Origin of the sequence: Stenotrophomonas sp. (assembly GCF_032099025.1) — a bacterium.
Classification (GTDB): Bacteria; Pseudomonadota; Gammaproteobacteria; order Xanthomonadales; family Xanthomonadaceae; genus Stenotrophomonas.
This window is the reverse complement of the sequence record NZ_DAMCID010000019.1, coordinates 52,778-70,642: the sequence shown is the minus strand read 5'-3', so window position 1 is coordinate 70,642 and position 17,865 is coordinate 52,778. Positions and strand designations below refer to the sequence as shown.

Genomic DNA, 17,865 nt, shown 5'->3' with positions numbered 1-17,865 from the left:
GAGCCGGCCAGCGGCCGGCATTGGCGATGTCAGGCGATGCATGGAGCCGGCCAGCGGCCGGCACTACCGGTTTCCAGGCGCATCATGCGGGCCTTGTCATCACGTCAAACTCCGCCCACCATCCACCCGCAGCGTATGCCCGGTCACGAACGGGGCGTCGCTGACCAGCCAGTACACCGCCTCGGCGATTTCCTCGACCGTCCCGGTCCGGGCCAATGGCGTGCGTGCCAGCAGGGCCTGCTGGGCGTAGTCGTCCTTGCCGTGTTCCGGCCACAGGATCGCGCCGGGCGCCACCGCGTTGACCCGCACCTTCGGCGCCAGCTCCAGGGCCAGCGAACGGGTGATCATTTCCAGCGCCGCCTTGGCCGCCGCATAGACCGGGTGGTCGCGCATCGGCTGGGTGCCGTGGAAATCGGTCAGGTTGACGATGCAGCCCTGGTGGCGGCGCAGCTGCGGCGCGGCGGCCTGGGCCAGCAGCAGCGGCGCACGGGCGTTGACCGCGAACAGGTCATCCCACTGCTCCGCGGTGATCTGGCCCAGCAGGGTGGGGTAGAAGTTGGAGGCGTTGTTGACCAGCGCGTCCAGCCGGCCGAACTGGGCCACTGTCTGTTCGACCAGGTCGGGCAGGGCGTCGGCGTCGCGCAGGTCGGCCTGCAGTGCCAGCACGCTGCCCGGGCGCAGCATGTCCAGGTCGAAGGCCATCTGCTGCAGTTCGGCGGTGGAGGTGTGGGCGTGCAGCACCACCGACCAGCCGCAGGCGTGGAACTGACGGGCAATGGCCGCGCCGATCCGGCGCGCGCTGCCGGTGATCAGCACGACGGGTGTGGTGGCGGTCATCGGGGCTCCTTCCTGCTCGGCTATGCTGTGCATTGTCACCGCAATCGCCTGCACCATGCATTCCTCACTGCCCACGCCCGATTCCGACGCCCTGGCCCACAGCGACGAACTGGCCGCCGCCCTGCGTGCGGAAATCCTCGCCAACGGCGGCGCGATGCCGTTCGCACGGTTCATGGAACTGAGCCTGTACGCCCCCGGCCTGGGCTACTACAGCGCCGGTGCCAGCAAGTTCGGCGAAAGTGGCGATTTCACCACGGCGCCCGAGATGGGGCCGCTGTTCACCGCCACCCTGGCCAATGCCATCGCACCGGTGATGCAGCAGCTTGGCCCGCGGGCCCGCTTCCTGGAGCTGGGCGGCGGCAGCGGTGCCTTCGCCGAGATCCTGCTCAAGCGCATGCTCGAACTGGACGCGCTGCCCGAGCGCTACGCGATCCTGGAGCCCAGCGCCGACCTGCGCGAACGCCAGCGCGAGCGGCTGGAGCAGGCGTTGATCCCCCCGCTGTTCGCGCTGGTGGAGTGGCTGGACGGCCCGTTCGACGATGACTGGGATGGCGTGGTGTTCGCCAACGAGGTGATCGACGCGCTGCCCACCCCGCGCTTCCTCGCCCGCGACGGCATGGTCTATGAAGAGACCGTGGAGCTGGATGCCGACGGCCGCTTCATGCGCGGTGCGCAGCCGGCCGATGCGCTGCTCACCTCGGCGGTGCGTCACCTGGAGCGCTACCGTGAAAAGCCTTTCGCCGATGGCTACCGTTCCGAACTGTTGCCGCACCTGCCGTACTGGATCCAGGCGGTGGCCGGCGGCCTGAAGCGCGGTGCGATGCTGTTCGTCGATTATGGCTACCCGCGCAACGAGTACTACCAGGACGACCGCGACGACGGCACCGTGCGCGCCTTCTATCGCCACCACGTGCACAACGACGTGTTCCTGTGGCCCGGCCTGCAGGACCTGACCGCGTCGGTGGATTTCACTGCGCTGGCCGAGGCGGGCACGCATGCCGGATTCGAGTTGGCCGGCTATTCCAGCCAGTCCAGCTTCCTGCTCGGCAACGGCCTGGATGCGTTGCTCGCGCTGGCCGAAGAGCGTACGGACGAGGTCGGCAAGCTGCGGCTGCGCGACCAGGTCAAGAAGCTCACCCTGCCCAGCCAGATGGGCGAACGTTTCCAGGTGATGGGGTTCCAGCGTGACGTGGATTTCGAACCCGCGTTCCTGCTCGGCGACCTGACCTGGCGGCTCTGAGATGGCCACGACAGGGATGTTGAAACCGCTGCGCTACCCGCGTTTCTGGCTGGGGCTGTGGTGGCTGGCGATCGTCGTGACGATCACCGTGTGCCTGATTCCGCCGCCGCCGCTGGACCTGCCGCCGAACAGCGACAAGGTGGAGCATTTCCTCGCGTACTTCGTGCTGGCCGGTTCGGCAGTGCAGATCTACCGCACGCGCGCGGCGCTGATCTGGGCCGGTGTCGGGCTGGTCGGGCTCGGCGTCGGCATCGAATTCCTGCAGGGCGCGCTGACCGACAACCGCATGGCCGATCCCATGGATGCGCTGGCCAACAGCATCGGCGTGATCGCAGGGATGGCGCTGGCATTCACGCCGTTGCGCGACACGTTGATTCGCCTGCGAGGGTAGTGCCGGCCGCTGGCCGGCTCCAAGCGATGCCGGACACCCCAGGTAGTGCCGGCCGCTGGCCGGCTCCAAGCGATGCCTAATGCACCATGTAGCGCCGGCCGCTGGCCGGCTCCAAGCGATGCCGGACACCCCGGTTCAACGAGGAACCAGGGTCAACGCGTCCAGCACCCACATCGTCGGGCGCGTATCGCCGGTGAAGCGCACGCACAGATCCTGCGCGCCCTTCAGCGAGCGCGGCAGCGCGGCCTCCAGCGTGATGAAACCATCGGCACCGGGCGTGGCCGGCAACGGCACGCTGGCCAACGGCGAGCCGTCGCACTGCGCGTTGAGGATGTCCATCTCGCCGTGCTTGCTGCGGGCGGCAACGAAGCGACGCTGCGGTTCGTCATGGGCCAGCTGGAAGTAGTACGGAATCTGTCCCGCGCGCACGCGCAGTTTCGCGATGCCGTCCACATCGGCGCCTTCCCACCGCCAGCAGGGGTTGAAGATGTTGACGTTGAAGATCGCACGCTCGCCATCGGCCGGGCCGTCGTCTTCCAGGCGCAGCAACAGCTTGCCTTCACCCGGGCACAGGGCCAGCTGTTCATCGGTACGGCGCAGCAGCGACGCCGCCGTCACGTCGAAGCGGCTGGCGGCCTTGGCCAGCGCCTGGCCGTCGAAGAACGTCGCCGCCTGCAGGCCGACCGGCAGCGGCTGCTGCAGGGGCACGGTGTAACGCGGCGACTGTGCGGTCACGGCGCTGCCGTCCACGCTGTAGTGGATGTCGTAGCCCAGCGGGGTGCGCAGCGCCAAGGTGGCGGTGCCGGCCTTGCGGTCGTCACGGATGTCGGCCTCCACCTCGAACGGGGTCTGCGCGTAGGCGATACCCATCGCCTGCCAGCGCTGCAGCTGCGACGGCAGGCGGGCCAGGAAGTCGGCGAAGTCGCGGCGCTCGCGCGGCGACCAGCCGGTTTCGGCCACCGCCGCCAGGCGCGGGAACAGGTTGTGCTGCAGGCGCGCATAGCTGCGCGTGTGCTCGGTGAACATGTTGGCCTGCAGCCCGAGGATGTGCTGCTGCTTGTCGCGGGCGAGCGTCGCGGGCACCGGCTCGAAGCCATACACGCGGCCCAGCGGCGTGCTCAGCGGACGGCCCGGCGGTTCGTTGGGTGAGTTCGTCTGCAGGTAATCCATGTACATGTCGGTGACCGGGGACATCACCACATCGTGGCCCTCGCTGGCCGCCTTGAGACCGCCTTCGGTACCGCGCCACGACATCACCGTGGCCTCCGGAGGCAGGCCGCCTTCAAGGATCTCATCCCAGCCGATCAGGCGCCGGTCGTGCTGCTCCAGGTACTTCTCCAGGCGCTTGATCAGGTGGCTCTGCATGTCCATTTCATGGGTGGCACCCACCTCGCGCATGCGCGCCTGCACGCGGGCCGAGGCTTCCCACTGGTCCTTGACCGCCTCGTCGCCACCCACATGCACGTACTTGGCCGGGAACAGCTCGACCACTTCGGCCAGCACGTTTTCCAGGAACGCGAACGTGCTTTCTTCGGTATTGAACAGGTTGGGGAACACGCCCCATTCGCTCAGCGGCTGCAGCGGCGTATCGATCGTGCCCAGTTCGGGATACGCGGCGATCGCGGCCGTGGCATGGCCGGGTACGTCGATCTCGGGAATGACCTGGATGTGGCGCGCCGCCGCGTAGGCGATGACCTCGCGGATCTGGTCCTGCGTGTAGAAGCCGCAGTACGGGCGCGGCGCACCGGTGGCCGGGTCGCGGCCACCGTCGCCGGCCGGAATGCGGCAGCTGCCGACGCCGGTCAGTTTCGGGTAGCGCTTGATCTCCATGCGCCAGCCCTGGTCGTCGGTGAGGTGCCAGTGGAAGGTGTTGAGCTTCTGCTCGGCCATGGCATCGAGCACCTGCTTGATCTCGTCCAGGCTCTGGAAATGGCGTGCCGAGTCGAGCATCAGGCCGCGCCAGCTGAAACGCGGTGCATCGTCGATGCGCAGCGCGGGCAGGGCGCCGTTGCTGCCACCGGTGAGCAGCTGCGAGAGCGTGGCGGCACCGTAGAACAGGCCGGTCTCGGTGGCGGCCTGCACGGTCACGCCGCGCGCATCGCTGCGCAGCTGGTAGCCCTCGGCACCGGTCTTGAGCGTGCCGTCGAGCACGAAGCGCACGCCGTCGGTACCGCGCGCGCTGGACAGCTGCAGCGTCGGGCCGCCACTGCGGCGCAGCACGTGGGCGAACTGGCCCGCCACCCGGCGGGCGGTGTCGCCCTGGGCGCGCAGCGCGGTGGTGGAGGTCACGGTGTAGCCAGCGCCATCGACGCGTTCGAGATGGGCCGGCACGGGAATCAGGGGCAGCGAGCCGGGCAGGGCACGGGGGCCTTCGGCGGGGGCCGCGTCGGCGGCATGCGCCAGCGGGGCAAGGGTCAATGCCAGTGCGAAGGACAGCAGCGACAGCGAGGTACGACGGGTGCGGGTCTGCATCGGGTCATTCCTTTGGTGCGGTGTTGTAGCGCCGGGCCGTGCCCGGCGACGAAAAACGGGCCCGGATGGCGGGCCCGTTTTCAGTGGGCCGGTAAGGCCCACGAGATGCGCCGGCCGTCGGCCGGCACACCGATGCCACCTTAATACTTGAAGCGGAAGTTCAGGTAGTACTGGCGACCGTTGGAGTAGAACGAGGTCGGAATGGACGCGCTCTGGTAGTACTTGTAGGTCGGGTTGTTGAGGTTCAGGCCGTCCAGGGTGATGCTCATCCACTTGGTGGGCGCGTAGCTGAGCGATGCCGACAGCGTGCCGAAATCATCCTGGTAGTACGGGTTGGCACCGGACAGGCTGATCAGGAACGAGGAGCGACGGGTGTAGCTGACGCGTGCGCCGAAGGTGTCGTTCTCGAAGAAGGCGCCCACGTTGTAGGTGTTCTTCGAGGTGCCCAGCAGGTTGTGACTGCCGTCGGCCCAGGTGTGCGCCGAGCTGCCGTTGGCGTAGGTGTAGTTGGCGTTGAAACCGAAGTTCTCGCCGATCGGCTGCTCGTACGCCACTTCCACGCCAGTGACCTTGCCGTCGGCATTGATCGGGGTGGACACGGCATAGGTTTCAAGCTGGTTGGTCAGTTCGCTGAAGAGCTGCTTGTTGATCACGTCGAAGGCGACGTAGTCCTTCAGGTCGATATGGTACGCACCGACCGACAGCAGGCCGCGTGGCATGAAGTACCACTCCAGGTTGGCGTCCAGGTTGCTGCCGATGGTCGGCTTCAGTTCCGGGTTGCCGCCACCGCCGGTCTTGTTCAGGTCCGAACCCCATGCAGACGCACCCAGTGCCGAGTAGTCCGGCAGGGTCTGGGTCTGCGACGCGGCCACGCGCAGCACCAGGTTGTCGTCCAGGTCGAACTTGATGTTGGCGCTGGGCAGCACGCGGTCGTACTTGTTCTGGAAGGCCTGGCGCTGCCACATGCCGAACAGGCTGCTCACATCGGCGCGGGACGCGTCACTCACCGCCAGGTAGGTGTCGATGTCCTGCTTGATGTCCACGTAACGCAGGCCGATGTTGCCGCTCCACCAGTCACCGGTGAAGTTGGCCTGCACGTACGCGGCGAAGTTCTTCTCTTTCACCTTCCACTCGGCGCCGTAGTTGTGGCGCCCGGTGGGGCCGTCGTTGTTGGACAGCCAGGTGGAGTTGTTGAGGATCGCGGTCTGCAGCGCATCCGGGGTGTAATACCAGACGTTGCGCGGGAAGGTGCCGCCGATGCCGCTGGCGAAGTTGCCCGGGTAGTTGCCCGTGGCGCTGCCTTCCAGTGCCGACCAGATGTCGCCCGGGCTGGCGCCTTCCGGCGACAACGCCTCACGCTCGTGGTCGGCGAAGCGCAGGCCGAAGTCCAGCGAGCTCAGCGCGCCACCGTCGCTGAAGTACTGGTTGAAGTCGAGCGATGCCCAGTCTTCCTTGTCTTCCGCCTTGACCTGCTGGTTGCCCCAGGTGCCGAAGCTGCTCACGCCGCTCGGGCTGGTGTCGCCGCCCACGTTCCAATCCACCGGCGAACCCGCCCCATGGGTGGCCCAGCTGGCGCCGCCGCCCTGGCCCAGGGTGACTTCGGCGATGAACTGGCGCGGCGTCTCGCCGGTGCCCTTGGTGGTGCCGGCCTGGAACTTGGCACCGAGGTTGTCGTTGATCTGCCAGTCGGCGTCGAAGGTGACATAGCTGGTCTTGGCCGTCGCCTCACGGTAGATCATGTCGTACACGGCGTAGTTGGTGCCCGGCACGCCCGCGTAGGTGGCGTTGCTGAGCACGCCGTCGGTGATGGTGTAGCCCGGGTTCGGCGCCTGGGTCCTGGCGAAGTTGCCGCCCCACATCATGTAATTGCGGTTGTAGTTGTTGGCTTCCAGTTCCGAGGTGAAGCCGCTCAGGCCCAGCGTCAGGTTGTCCATCGGCTTCCACTGGAACGTCAGCAACCCGCCCTTGCGCTCACGGGTCTGTTCGAACAGGGTCGAGCCCAGCAGGCCCGGCACGTTCACGCCGATCAGGTCCGGGTTGGTCGCGGCGACCGGATCGGTCGCGGCGATCTTGAAGAAGCCGCCCGGGATTTCCTGCGCCTCGCGGCGCAGCTCACGCTTCTGGTAGAAGGCCTGCAGCATGACGCCGAAGGTGTCGCTGTCGTTCTTCCAGTTGACCAGGCCCGAGAACTGCGGATCGGTTGAATCGGCCTGGTCCGAGCGCACCGCGCCCAGCGACGCTTCGGCGCTGAACGGCTTGGCGAACTGGAGCGGCTTGCGGGTGATGATGTTGACGGTACCGGTGGTGCCGCCGTCCTGCAGCTTGGCCTGCGAGGACTTGTTCACTTCCACCGAGCTGACCAGCTCGGACGGCAGCAGCGAGTAGCTGACGCTGCGGCCCACGTTGTTGCCCTGGCTGAGCACGAACCAGTCGGCCGAGCCGACGCTGTGGCCGTCGATCAGGGTCTGGGTCAGGCTAGGGCTGGTGCCGCGCAGGCTGACGCGGTCGGCTTCGTCGAAGCCGCCTTCGTCGGCGCTGGCCGAGCTGATGTTCACGCCGGGCAGGCGCTGCAGGGTGTCGGCCACGTTGTGCGCCGGCAGCTTGCCGACGTCTTCGGCGGTCACCACTTCCAGGCGCGCATTGGCTTCACGCTTGGTGTCGAGGGACTTCTCCATCGAACCGCGGATACCGGTAACGGTGACGGTGTCCAGGTCGGTGGCGGTGGGCTGTGCGTCCTGCGCGTGGGCGCCGAAGGCAAGACAGCTGAAAATGGCTGCCGAAAGCAGGCTCTTGCGGTGGTTCATGATGTCTCTCCTCATCAATCTGTGTGCGCCAGCGACGGCGTGCGGTTTGCGATGCGTACGACCTTGCCCAGCGACCGTTGCCGGTGCGCGACCTACCTTCCACGTACTGCGTGTTGCGTTGCCCGTGCGTCCGGAGAGGACGCAGCGGTGACTTACGATTCGTTGCGGCCGAGGTACCAGCTGGCGGCGCCGATGACGCCCAGCTGCCCGTGCTCGACCACTTTCACGGGAATGCGTTCCAGCGCCTCGCGCATCGGGCCCTTGTTGAGGTACCGCGCCACGAAGGTGCTGTTCACCAGGAACTCGCGGATATGCGGCAGGATGCCGCCGGCCAGGTACACCCCGCCGTGCGCGCCGTACTGCAGTGCCATGTCGCCGATGGTGCTGCCGAGCAGGCCGCAGAACACCTCCAGGCTCTGGCGCGCCAGCACGTCCTGGTTGCTCATGGCGGCCGCGGTGATCGCATCGGGCGTGCCCAGTACGGCGGGCTGGCCCTCGATCGCGCACAGCGCGCGGTAGAGGTTCATCAGGCCGGGGCCGGACAACGCGTGCTCGACCGAGACATGCGCGTGTTCGCGCTGCATCTGCCGCACGATCGCCATCTCCAGCTCGGTACTCGCCGCCAGCGTCGGTTGACCGGCTTCGGTGGCCAGCACGACCGCGCCATGCGCGGTGGGAATCCAGACCGCCGCCCCCAGGCCCGTGCCCGGGCCGACCACCAGGGTCGGGCCGCGCGGTGCGGTGGCGGGGCCGGTGAGCTGCAGCACGCCGCTGGCATCCACCTGCGCGGCGGCGTAGGCCACGGCCTCGAAGTCGTTGACGATGTAGACGGCGTCCAGCCCGAGGTCACGCTCGATCTGGCGGGCAGACAGCGGCCACGGCACGTTCGCGGTGATCACGGTGCCGTCGTCGCGGGCGTAGCCGGCGGTGGCCACCACGCAGTGCGCGGGGCGCTCGCCGTCGGCCAGGAACGCCTGCAGGATCGCACTCAGGCCGGGGTAGTCGGCATTGCGGAACTTGCGGTACTCCAGCAGCTGCACCGGATGGGCCGGGTCCGGGCCGGCCTGCACCCGGGCCACGCGGACATGCGTGCCCCCCACATCGGCGGCCAGGAAGGACGGCGGCGCGGAGGTGGCGTTGGCCGGTAGGGCATGGGCGGCTGCGGTCACACGGGCTCCCTTGGGTACGTACGGCCAGGTCTGGACCCGGCGATTGAGCGGAGTCTGTAATCGTTCTGACAACGATGTCAACGATAACCTCACACTTTCGATGCTGCGCCGCAGCGACCTGTGTCACAAGAAAACGTTTTCAGTCAACTGCGGTCATGTTTTCGCAAACCCGTTGCAACCAGTGGCTCTGTGAAGGCGGGGCGGGGCGTGGCGGGACTTCTGCGCAGGTGCAGCATGCGCAGACAGCGGGTCGGTGGCCAAACCAATTGTTGACAAACCCGGGTGGCCCATCGAATAAATGTGACAACGTTGTTCCCAGCCACTCTTCCGACGCCGCCCGCGCGCCGTCGATGCAGGAGCCTTCCAGATGTCCGCAGTGCCTGCTGCCTCCGCGCGTTCGAGCGTGGCCACCTCGATCCTCATCATCGGGGTGCTGTTCTTCCTGATCGGCTTCTTCACCTGGCTCAACGGCCCGCTCATCACCTTCGTCAAACTGGCCTTCGAGCTGGACGAGGTGGGCGCCTTCCTGGTGCTGATGGTCTTCTACCTGTCCTACTTCTTCCTGGCCCTGCCGGCGTCGTGGATCCTCAAGCGCACCGGCATGAAGAAGGGCCTGAGCCTGAGCCTGCTGGTGATGGCCGCCGGCGCGGTGGTGTTCGCGCACTTCGCCCAGCAGCGCTGGTATCCCGGCGCGCTCAGCGGCCTGTTCATCATCGGCAGCGGGCTGGCCCTGCTGCAGACCGCGGTCAACCCGTACATCAGCATCCTGGGCCCGATCGAAACGGCCGCGCGGCGCATCGCGCTGATGGGCATCTGCAACAAGATCGCCGGCATGATCGCGCCGTTCCTGATCGGCACGCTGGTGCTGCATGGCATCGGTGACCTGTCCGACAAGGTCGCTGCCGCCGATCCGGTCACCCGCAACGCGCTGCTGGATACCTTCGCCGCCAAGATCCAGATGCCGTACATGGCCATGGCCGGCCTGCTGGTCGTGCTGGCGGTCGGCGTGCTGTTCTCGCCGCTGCCGGAGATCAAGACGGCCGAGGCCAACGCCACGCCGGCGCGCGCGCCGGGCCTGGCCGAACGCACCAGCATCTTCCAGTTCCCGCACCTGTGGCTGGGCGTGCTGTGCCTGTTCGTGTACGTGGGCGTGGAAGTGATGGCCGGCGATGCGATTGGGACGTATGGGCACGGTTTCGGCCTGCCGTTGGACCAGACCAAGCTGTTCACCTCCATCACGCTGTTCGCCATGCTGCTGGGCTACCTGGTCGGCCTGGCGCTGATCCCGCACCTGGTCTCGCAGTCGCGTTACCTGAGCATTTCCGCCAGCCTGGGCGTGCTGTTCTGCATCGGCGCACTGCTCACCCACGGCTACGTGTCGGTGGGCTTCGTGGCCGCGCTGGGCTTCGCCAACGCGATGATGTGGCCGGCGATCTTCCCCCTGGCGATCCGTGGCCTGGGCCGTTTCACCGAGACCGGTTCGGCCCTGCTGGTGATGGCCATTGCCGGCGGCGCGATCATCCCGCAGGCGTTCGCGGTGCTCAAGCAGCATTTCGACTTCCAGTGGGTGTTCGCCGCGCTGATGGTGCCGTGCTACCTGTACATCCTGTTCTACTCCCTGCGCGGCCATCGGATCGGGCTGCCCCGCGATGGGCAGTGATCGGCGATCATGGACGCTCAACCGGTGACCCAGGAAAAGAGCATGCGCAGAGCGACCATCAAGGATGTCGCCGAACGGGCCAAGGTGTCGTTGAAGACCGTGTCGCGGGTCATCAACAACGAACCCTCGGTGATGCAGGCCACGCGTGCACGGGTACTCCGCGCCATCGCCGAGCTGGATTACGAACCGGATCCGGCCGCGCGCAACCTGCGCACCGGCACCACGCTGGTGATCGGGCTGGTGTACGACAACCCCAACCCGTACCACATCATCGGCGTGCAGAACGGCGTGCTGGCGGCCTGCCGGGAGACCGGCTTCGGGCTGCAGATCCATCCCTGTGATTCCAGCTCGCCGATGCTGGCCGAGGAACTGGCCGACTGGGTGCAGCGTTCGCGCCTGGCCGGGCTGGTGCTGACCGCGCCGATGTCCGAGCGCGGCGACCTGGTGGCGGCCCTGACCGCACGCGGCATCAAGCTGGTACGCATCATTGCCGCCACGGCCGATCCGCAGGACGGGGCGTGCGTGTTCGTGGACGACCGCGAGGCCGCCTACGAGATCACCGAACACCTGATCCAGCTCGGTCACCAGCGCATCGGCTTCCTGTGGGGTGGCACGTCGCACCGGTCCAGCGGCGAGCGCCATGCCGGCTACGAGGCGGCGCTGCGCGACTACGGCATGAGCATCGACAAGCACCTGGTGGTGCAGGGCGACTACACCTTCGACGACGGCTTCCGCGGCGCACGCCGGCTGCTGGCGCTGCGCGAACCGCCCACCGCCATCTTCGGTTCCAACGACGAGATCGCCGCCGGCGTGCTGGCGGCCGCCAAGTCGGCTGGCATGAACGTGCCGTATGACCTGTCCATTGCCGGCTTCGAGGACAGCCCGTTCTCGCGCCAGTCCTGGCCGCCGCTGACCACCGCCAAGCAGGCCACCGAAGACATCGCGCGCCACGCGGCGCGGCTGTTGATCGCGCAGCTGCGCAGCGACGCGTACGACGATACGCCGCTGCAGCTGCAGAACCAGGGCTTCGTCCCGCAGCTGGTCGTGCGCGGCTCCACCGCGCCGATGCGGCCGCTCGCCACACGCCCACCCACTCCTGAAACCACCTGAGCCCCGCATGTCATTGCCCGCGCCCCACGACACCCTGATGTTCCGCGAAGCCGCCGAAGCGGCCGACGTGATCGCTGCGCAGTTCGCGCGCAACCAGTCTGCAGTGGAAACGCTGGCCGCAACGTTGCGCGCCGCGCCGCCGCCGTTCGTGGTCACCTGCGCGCGCGGCAGCTCCGACCACGCGGCCACCTACGCCAAGTACCTGCTGGAAACCCGGCTGGGGCTGGTCACCGCATCGGCGTCGCCGTCGGTGGGCTCGGTCTACGAATCGCCGCTGCAGCTGCGCGGCGCGCTGTACATCGTGATTTCGCAGTCGGGCAAGAGCCCGGACCTGCTGCGCAATGCAGAGGCCGCACGCGCGGCCGGCGCGCGCGTGGTGGCGCTGGTCAACGTGGAGGATTCACCACTGGCGCAGCTGGCCGAAACGGTGATCCCGCTCGGCGCCGGTGCCGAACGCAGCGTGGCGGCAACCAAGAGCTACCTCGCCTCGCTCTCGGCGATCCTGCAGCTGGTGGCGTACTGGAGCCAGGATGCGGGGCTGATCGCATCGCTGCGCACGCTGCCCGACGCACTGCGGCACGCCTGGAACAGCGACTGGTCGGCGCTCACCGAGGGCCTCGTGCCCGCGCACAACCTGTTCGTGCTCGGCCGCGGCCTGGGCCTGGCGGCGGCGCAGGAGGCGGCGCTGAAGTTCAAGGAAACCTGCGGCCTGCATGCCGAGGCCTACAGCTCGGCCGAGGTCAAGCACGGCCCGATGGCGCTGGTTGGCCCCGGCTTCCCGGTGCTGGCCTTCGCCCAACCGGACGAAACCGGCGCCGGTACCCGCGCGGTGCTGCAGGAATTCGCGGCGCGCGATGCCCAGGTGTGGCTGGCCGCCGAAGACGGCGACCTGATGCTGCCGGCGGCGCCACACCCGGCATGCGCGCCACTGCTGACCGTGCAGGCCTTCTACCGTGCGATCAATGCACTGGCGCTGCGGCGCGGGCACAACCCGGACCTGCCGCCGCACCTGAACAAGGTTACGGAGACCGTCTGATGAAGACCGTCCTGCGCAACGCACGCATCCTCACCGGTGACGGGTTCCGCGACGACCTGGCGGTGGTCATCGAAGACGGGCGCATCACGGCGCTGGTCTCCGACGCCGCGCCGCAGCTGGGCAGTGCCGATGAGCAGGTGGACCTGGGCGGCGGCTGGCTGCTGCCCGGTTTCATCGATGCGCAGGTCAATGGCGGTGGCGGGGTGCTGTTCAACAACACGCCCGACGTGGAGAGCCTGCGCACGCTGGCCGCCGCGCACCGCCGCTTCGGCACCACCGCGTTGTTGCCCACCCTGATCAGCGACGACGTGCAGGTGATGCGCACGGCCATCGAGGCCACCCGCGTGGCGATCGGGCAGGGCGTGCCGGGCGTCATCGGCATCCACCTGGAAGGGCCCTACATCGCGCCCGCGCGGAAGGGCACGCACGACGCCAACAAGTTCCGCGTGCCCGATGCCGACGAGATCGCGATGGCGGCCTCGCTCGACAACGGCGTGACCCTGCTGACCCTGGCACCGGAACGGGTGCCACTGGACAGCATCCGCGCGCTGGTCGAGCGCGGCGTGATCGTGGCCGCCGGGCATACCGCGGCCACCTATGAAGAAGCACGCGCCGGGCTGGATGCCGGCATCCGTGGCTTCACCCATCTGTACAACGCGATGTCGCCGCTGACCGGCCGCGAGCCGGGCGCCGTGGGCGCCGCACTGGAAGACCGGGACAGCTGGATCGGCATCATCGCCGACGGCGTGCACGTGCATCCGGCCAGCCTGCGCGTGGCGCTGGCCGCCAAGCCGCGCGGCAAGGTCATGCTGGTGACCGATGCCATGCCGCCGGTGGGCGCGGACAGCCCCAGCTACGAACTGTATGGCGAAGTGATCACCGCCGTTGACGGGGTGGTGCGCAATGCCGCCGGTTCGCTGGCCGGCTCCGCGCTGGACATGGCCACCGCCGTGCGCAATGCGGTGCAGCTGCTGGGCCTGCCGCTGGACGAAGCGGCGCGCATGGCCGCGCGCTACCCGGCGCAGTTCCTCAACGTGGACGACCGCCTGGGCGAGATCGCGGAAGGGTACCAGGCCGACCTGGTGCTGCTGGACGACGCGCTGCAGGTCCGCAGCACCTGGATTGCCGGACAGCGCGAGGACGCATGACTACGTCCCTGTCGACGCGCATGGGCTCCATCGACGCCCTGCGCGGGCTCACCGTGGCCGCCATGCTGCTGGTCAACAATCCTGGCGACTGGAGCCATGTCTACGCGCCGCTGCTGCACGCGGAGTGGCACGGCTTTACCCCGACCGACCTGATCTTCCCGCTGTTCCTGTTCATTGCGGGTGTCTCGATGGCCTTCAGCCTGGCACCGCGCGCCGGCGATCCCACGGCGCGCCCGGTATTGAGCCGCACGCTGCTGCAGCGCGCGCTGCGCATCCTCATCGCCGGCGCATTGCTGCACGTATTGGCCTGGTGGCTGTTCGAGCTGCCGGCCTACAGGCTGTGGGGCGTGCTGCAGCGGATCGCGCTGTGCGTGGCGGTGGTGGGCCTGCTGGCCATCCACACGCGGCCGCGTACGCAGTGGCTGGTACTGGGCAGCCTGCTGCTGGGCTATGCGGCGCTGCTGCTCGGGGCCGATACGCTGGCGCCGTGGCACAACCCGGTGAGCCGGGTGGATACCGCGTTGTTCGCGCCGTTCCTGTACAAGTACGACGCCGTGACCCGGCTCGGCCATGATCCCGAAGGCCTGCTCAGCAGCGCCGGTGCCATCGCCACCACGCTGCTCGGGCTGATCGCCGGCCGCTGGCTGCGCGCGGGCCGCCTGGGCGCGCTCGGCGGACTGGGGCTGGTCCTGCTGGGCGGTGGTCTGCTGCTGGCGCCGGTGCTGCCGTTCAACAAGAACCTGTGGACACCCAGCTACGTGCTGTGGAGCGGCGGGTTGTCCATCGCCGCACTGCTGCTGGCGCACCTGCTGGTGGACCGCCTGCACTGGCCGGCCCTCGGGCGTCGCTTCGGGGTCAATGCCATTGCGGCGTATCTGGGCTCGTCGGTGATGGCGCTGGTGTTGATCGCCAGCGGTGCCTGGGCGGCCTGGTACGCGTTCCTCGCCTCGTTGCTGCCAGGCACGCCGCCGCTTGCCTCGCTGCTGTGTGCGGTGGGCTTCGTGCTGGTGTGGTGGGGTGTGGCCTGGGTGCTCGATCGCCGCCGCATCTACCTGAAAATTTGACCCGGCCGTCACGAGAGCGGAGAGAAAGTAGCGGCGCCGGCCCTACGGGGGGAACCAAAGGTCCGTTGCAGTACCCCACCTCACTCGATGAAAGGAAGGGTGTATGCAACACCATGCCTCCGTGCCCGCCCGCAATGGGTTGGCGTCTGCTGTAGCACGCTGCCTCGGCGTTGGCTGGCGTGGCGCTTTGGGTACCCTGCTGGTGGGTGTTGCGGTGCCGGCCTGGGCTGGCTGTGACACCCCGGCGCCCACCGCCGGACAGACCGTTACCTGCACCAGTGCCGCGCCGAACCCTGATGCGACTCCGATCGTCAGCCAGACGGGTGCTGCGAACATCACCATCACCCTGCAGAACGGCGCGCAGCTGGCGTTGACCAGCGGCGCGGCGATCGCGCTGGATGGCGGAGGTGGTCATCAGATCAACAACAGCGGCAGCATCGTCAACAGCGGCGGCTTCGCGATCCTCAGCAATGCCGGCACCACGCTGGTCAACCGCGGCGTCATCACCGGCAGCAGTGGCGCGATCTTGCTTGGCGCCGATGCCGACCGCGTGGACATGCTGGCCGGAAGCATCACCGGCGGCGTGCTCCAGGGTGCGGGGGCCGACACCTTGACGGTCCGTGACGGGGTGATCGACCGCATCGACCAGGGTGACGGCGAAGACCGCTTCGAAATCAGTGGCGGCACCGTCTCTGGTGAAGTCAACCAGAGCCGCGATCCCGATACGTTTGTGATGACGGGGGGCACGATCGGCTCGCTGGTGCAGGGCGACGGCTACGACAGCTTCCGCATGACCGCCGGTCACATTGTCGCTGGCTTCGACGATGGCGACTCCGCTGAAATGTCCGGCGGCCGCATCGGTCGGGTCAACATGAAGCTGGATGACAACGTCTTCCTGATGTCCGGCGGGAGCATCGATGCCAATCTTGTTACCGGACTGGGCAAGGACCGCGTGGAGCTTGCCGCGGGCGACATCGGCGGCAACATCAGCGTCAGCGGCGGCGATGACATCGTCAAAATCAGCGGTGGCACGGTCGGCGGCAGCGTACTGCTCAGCGTCGGCAATGACCGTCTCGAATGGAGTGGCGGCGGCGTGCTGCGCGGACCCGTGGAATTCGGGGAAGGCAACGACACGGCCAGCCTGGCCAACCTGACCCCGACCCAGCTGGGGGCGCTGCCGTCGTTCGATGCCGGTGCAGGCAACGATCGCCTGGACCTGGGCAACGTAAAAACCGGTGGCGTGGGGCGGTTCAGCGGCTGGGAGCAGGTAAGCGCCACCGGCGCCACCGAGCTGACAATGGACGGCACCCTCACCTTGGGTGACGCAGCGAGCGGCACCGGCAGCCTGTCCATCGACGCCAGCAGCGCGCTGCTGGCCGGTGCCGGCAATGGGCGCGTGGCGCCGTTCAACGCCGGCCAGCGCGTCACCGTCAGCAACGCCGGGCGTATCGACCTGAGCAGCGGTACGAGCACGCCAGGTGACAGCTTCACCATCGTTGGCGATTACGTCGGCAACGGTGGAGTGCTGCAGCTGCAGACGGTGCTGGGGGCAGATGCGTCGGCGTCGGACCGCCTGGTGATCGCCGGTGGCAGTGCCACCGGGAGCACGGTGATGAACATCCTCAACGTGGGCGGGACCGGCGCCAGCACCGTGGTCGATGGCATCCTGCTGGTGCAGGCGCTGGACGGGGCCACGACCAGCCCCACCGCCTTCGCGCTCGGTGGCTCGGTATCGGCCGGCGCCTACGACTACTACCTCTTCAAGGGGGGGGTGAGCGCAGGCACGGGTGAGAGCTGGTACCTGCGTTCCACCCTTGTTCCCGGTCCAGTACCCGCCCCGGTGGCGGTGGTGTCACCAGGTGAACCGTCTCCACCGGCCAACCCGCTGCTCGTACCGCCTACGCCGAATGCGCGGCCGTCGCCACTAGCCGTCGTGCCGATCTATCGCTTGGAAACCCCCCCGTATGCGGTCGTACCGCCGCTCGTGCGCGAAGCGAGCCTGGCCAGCCTGGGGACCTTCCACGAGCGACAGGGTGAACAGCGCCTGCTGCGCGGCGAGGGCGGTTTCCGCGCGGCGTGGGGTCGCATGATCGGCCAGAGCCACGAGCAGCAGTGGGCCGGCGATGCGCAGCCCGGCTTCGACGGCGATTTCGTCGGTGTGCAGGCCGGCGCCGATCTGTATGCCCATGCAGGGGACACCCGCGACCAGGTTGGCGTGTTCGTGGGCCGTACCCGCGCACGCGGCAACGTCACCGGCTTTGCGCTCGGCTGGGAGAATGTCGCAGCGGGTCGTGCCCGCCTGGACGACAAGCACGCCGGCCTGTACTGGACGCGCGTGGGTGCGGCGAACGGCTACCTGGACGCGGTGGTGATGCAGAGCCGCTACGACGGCGACAGCGTCTCCAGCCGGGGGCTTGGCGTGGATATGAAGGGCACTGGAACCACGGCGTCACTGGAAATCGGCAGGCCCCTGCTGCGCTTGGGCCAGTCACATTGGTGGCTGGAACCGCAGCTGCAGGTCATCTGGCAACGCGCCCGCATGGACGACAGCGCAGATGCGGTAGCCACCTTGCGGATCGACAGCGACAACGCGTGGACAGGCCGCGCGGGACTGCGCGTGGCGGGCGACTACGCGCTGGCCGACACCGGTTGGCAGCCTTACTTCAAGCTCAATTACTGGCAGGCGCTCAGCGGCGAAGACCGCGTCGACATCGGCGGTGACCCGCTGGTGAGCCAGCAGGCGTACCGAGCGCTGGAAGTCGGCGTTGGCGTCGTGGCGCGCTTCAATGCCAACGTCAGCGCGTTCGCGGTGGCCGACTACACCCGTGACCTGGAAAGCAGCCAGCAGAAGGAACGCAAAGTGGTGGAGGGCAACATCGGGCTGCGGTTCGACTTCTAGCGCAGCGGCCGTTGTGCACGCGGCTGCGCCTGCAC

Annotated in this window: 12 protein-coding genes; 8 read left to right on the top strand and 4 right to left on the bottom strand. The window is 68.1% G+C overall.

Annotation, left to right across the window (positions count from 1 at the left end):
* Positions 1-99: 99 nt before the first annotated feature.
* Entirely contained in the window at positions 100-837 is a 738-nt protein-coding gene (locus tag RT456_RS14040) for a pteridine reductase (protein ID WP_313347655.1), read from the bottom strand.
* Positions 838-892: 55 nt separating this feature from the next.
* Here RT456_RS14040 and RT456_RS14035 point away from each other — a divergent pair, with 55 nt between their 5' ends.
* Both RT456_RS14035 and RT456_RS14030 read left to right on the top strand, forming a co-directional pair.
* Entirely contained in the window at positions 893-2,077 is a 1,185-nt protein-coding gene (locus RT456_RS14035) for a class I SAM-dependent methyltransferase (RefSeq protein WP_313347654.1), read from the top strand.
* Position 2,078: 1 nt separating this feature from the next.
* A complete protein-coding gene (locus RT456_RS14030) occupies positions 2,079-2,468 on the top strand; it encodes a VanZ family protein (RefSeq protein WP_313347653.1) in 390 nt (129 codons plus the stop codon).
* A gap of 135 nt (positions 2,469-2,603) precedes the next feature.
* Here RT456_RS14030 and RT456_RS14025 read toward each other — a convergent pair whose 3' ends face one another.
* The 3 genes from RT456_RS14025 to RT456_RS14015 all read right to left on the bottom strand — a co-directional run bounded on the left by RT456_RS14025 (position 2,604) and on the right by RT456_RS14015 (position 8,913).
* Positions 2,604-4,940, bottom strand: coding sequence for a family 20 glycosylhydrolase (locus RT456_RS14025; protein WP_313347652.1), 2,337 nt, complete (start codon positions 4,938-4,940; stop codon positions 2,604-2,606).
* Positions 4,941-5,080: 140 nt separating this feature from the next.
* A complete protein-coding gene (locus RT456_RS14020; RefSeq protein ID WP_313347651.1) occupies positions 5,081-7,744 on the bottom strand; it encodes a TonB-dependent receptor in 2,664 nt (887 codons plus the stop codon).
* 152 nt (positions 7,745-7,896) lie between these two features.
* Positions 7,897-8,913: a glucokinase family protein gene (locus RT456_RS14015; RefSeq protein ID WP_313347650.1), complete on the bottom strand. Its 1,017-nt coding sequence runs from the start codon at positions 8,911-8,913 to the stop codon at positions 7,897-7,899.
* Positions 8,914-9,280: 367 nt separating this feature from the next.
* Here RT456_RS14015 and RT456_RS14010 point away from each other — a divergent pair, with 367 nt between their 5' ends.
* The 6 genes from RT456_RS14010 to RT456_RS13985 all read left to right on the top strand — a co-directional run bounded on the left by RT456_RS14010 (position 9,281) and on the right by RT456_RS13985 (position 17,830).
* A complete protein-coding gene (locus RT456_RS14010) occupies positions 9,281-10,573 on the top strand; it encodes a sugar MFS transporter (protein ID WP_313347649.1) in 1,293 nt (430 codons plus the stop codon).
* A gap of 42 nt (positions 10,574-10,615) precedes the next feature.
* Positions 10,616-11,683 carry a LacI family DNA-binding transcriptional regulator gene (locus RT456_RS14005; RefSeq protein WP_313347648.1) on the top strand — a complete coding sequence of 356 codons (1,068 nt, stop codon included), beginning with the start codon at positions 10,616-10,618 and terminating at the stop codon, positions 11,681-11,683.
* Positions 11,684-11,690: 7 nt separating this feature from the next.
* Complete coding sequence (locus RT456_RS14000) at positions 11,691-12,719, top strand: SIS domain-containing protein (RefSeq protein ID WP_313347647.1); 1,029 nt, start codon at positions 11,691-11,693, stop codon at positions 12,717-12,719.
* Positions 12,719-13,867, top strand: a complete 1,149-nt coding sequence (nagA, locus tag RT456_RS13995) for an N-acetylglucosamine-6-phosphate deacetylase (RefSeq protein ID WP_313347646.1) — start codon at positions 12,719-12,721, stop codon at positions 13,865-13,867. The genes RT456_RS14000 and nagA overlap by 1 nt, the downstream gene beginning before the upstream one ends.
* Positions 13,864-14,931, top strand: coding sequence for a heparan-alpha-glucosaminide N-acetyltransferase domain-containing protein (locus tag RT456_RS13990; RefSeq protein ID WP_313347645.1), 1,068 nt, complete (start codon positions 13,864-13,866; stop codon positions 14,929-14,931). The genes nagA and RT456_RS13990 overlap by 4 nt, the downstream gene beginning before the upstream one ends.
* 187 nt (positions 14,932-15,118) lie before the next feature.
* The gene (locus RT456_RS13985) at positions 15,119-17,830 is read left to right on the top strand and encodes an autotransporter outer membrane beta-barrel domain-containing protein (RefSeq protein ID WP_313347644.1); all 2,712 of its coding nucleotides are present in this window, start codon (positions 15,119-15,121) and stop codon (positions 17,828-17,830) included.
* Positions 17,831-17,865: the final 35 nt, after the last annotated feature.

What these genes read in the sequence shown, in the direction of transcription:
- RT456_RS14035 (WP_313347654.1), top strand. Translation starts at nt 893, where the DNA reads ATGCATTCCTCACTGCCCACGCCCGATTCCGACGCCCTGGCCCACAGC.
- RT456_RS14005 (WP_313347648.1), top strand. Translation starts at nt 10,616, where the DNA reads ATGCGCAGAGCGACCATCAAGGATGTCGCCGAACGGGCCAAGGTGTCG.
- RT456_RS14010 (WP_313347649.1), top strand. Translation starts at nt 9,281, where the DNA reads ATGTCCGCAGTGCCTGCTGCCTCCGCGCGTTCGAGCGTGGCCACCTCG.
- RT456_RS14020 (WP_313347651.1), bottom strand. Translation starts at nt 7,744, where the DNA reads ATGAACCACCGCAAGAGCCTGCTTTCGGCAGCCATTTTCAGCTGTCTT.
- RT456_RS14000 (WP_313347647.1), top strand. Translation starts at nt 11,691, where the DNA reads ATGTCATTGCCCGCGCCCCACGACACCCTGATGTTCCGCGAAGCCGCC.
- nagA (WP_313347646.1), top strand. Translation starts at nt 12,719, where the DNA reads ATGAAGACCGTCCTGCGCAACGCACGCATCCTCACCGGTGACGGGTTC.
- RT456_RS14025 (WP_313347652.1), bottom strand. Translation starts at nt 4,940, where the DNA reads ATGCAGACCCGCACCCGTCGTACCTCGCTGTCGCTGCTGTCCTTCGCA.
- RT456_RS14040 (WP_313347655.1), bottom strand. Translation starts at nt 837, where the DNA reads ATGACCGCCACCACACCCGTCGTGCTGATCACCGGCAGCGCGCGCCGG.
- RT456_RS14030 (WP_313347653.1), top strand. Translation starts at nt 2,079, where the DNA reads ATGGCCACGACAGGGATGTTGAAACCGCTGCGCTACCCGCGTTTCTGG.
- RT456_RS13990 (WP_313347645.1), top strand. Translation starts at nt 13,864, where the DNA reads ATGACTACGTCCCTGTCGACGCGCATGGGCTCCATCGACGCCCTGCGC.